Source organism: Arsenophonus sp. ENCA (assembly GCF_002287155.1).
In the GTDB taxonomy this organism is placed as follows: domain Bacteria; phylum Pseudomonadota; class Gammaproteobacteria; order Enterobacterales; family Enterobacteriaceae; genus Arsenophonus; species Arsenophonus nilaparvatae.
Genome location: NZ_NHNG01000588.1, coordinates 1 through 791, shown reverse-complemented (window position 1 = coordinate 791; position 791 = coordinate 1). Strand labels below are relative to the sequence as shown.

At 41.3% G+C, this 791-nt stretch carries 1 protein-coding gene and 1 pseudogene; one reads left to right on the top strand and one right to left on the bottom strand.

The window, feature by feature from the left end; translation table 11 throughout:
- Positions 1-142 precede the first annotated feature (142 nt).
- On the top strand, positions 143-445 hold the full coding sequence (locus CBG25_RS15375) for a transposase family protein (RefSeq protein WP_063654656.1): 303 nt from the start codon (positions 143-145) through the stop codon (positions 443-445).
- Between the two features lie 50 nt (positions 446-495).
- Here CBG25_RS15375 and CBG25_RS15370 read toward each other — a convergent pair.
- Positions 496-791: pseudogene (locus CBG25_RS15370) on the bottom strand (hypothetical protein); the annotation flags it as partial.

The window sequence follows — 791 nt, the reverse complement described above, 5'->3', positions numbered from 1 at the left end:
AATGATTGCTTTACATAAACGATTATCTCGTAACAGCCGCTCTTTGTTGATCATTTCAAACCTTTATTCTCTAAGTTAAACCTCTTTTTATTCTCAATAGCGTGACAAAAAATGCAAGTCTCTATTCAGCAACTAGTTTGATATAATTCGCCATATTCCTCCTGAGGTAACCATCTGGGCAGATACCGGTTTTCAAGGTATAGATAAACAGCATCCTAATACACAAATCCCAAAAAAAGGAACTCGAAAAAGACCTTTATCGCCTGAACAAAAACAAGAAAATAAAATAATCTCGGGCATCCGTATTACAGTTGAACACGCCATCGCGGGTATCAAGCGCCTCGGTTGCATGACCCAAATTTTACGGAATCGTAGACCCTTTATTGATGATACCTTCTTACTCCTTAGCGCAGGTCTTTGGAATTTCCATCTCAGAACAGCGTAAAATTTACTTCAATCACCGAAACACCCTTATTTCACTATTAAGCAACACGCTTAATGCTCGACGATTTCAGCAAAGCTTTTTTCGTCGGTGGCATCGTCTAGGGCGATTAATGCGGCTTCCAGTTTTGGATTGGCTGAAGTCTGTACCTCTGGTGGTGACGTTATCACCGTTTCTGCCTTTTGACGCCGTTTTTCGGTTTTCTCACGTAGCACATCTATCATTGATAGCCGTTTAAACGAAGCAGGCGCCATTCTAAGCGTTTTTTCTGTTGAATTTGCATCTTCGTATACCTCAAACAGCGAAAATAGCTCAGAGGCGCAAGGAAGCCGTCTAGCGAGACGATGAA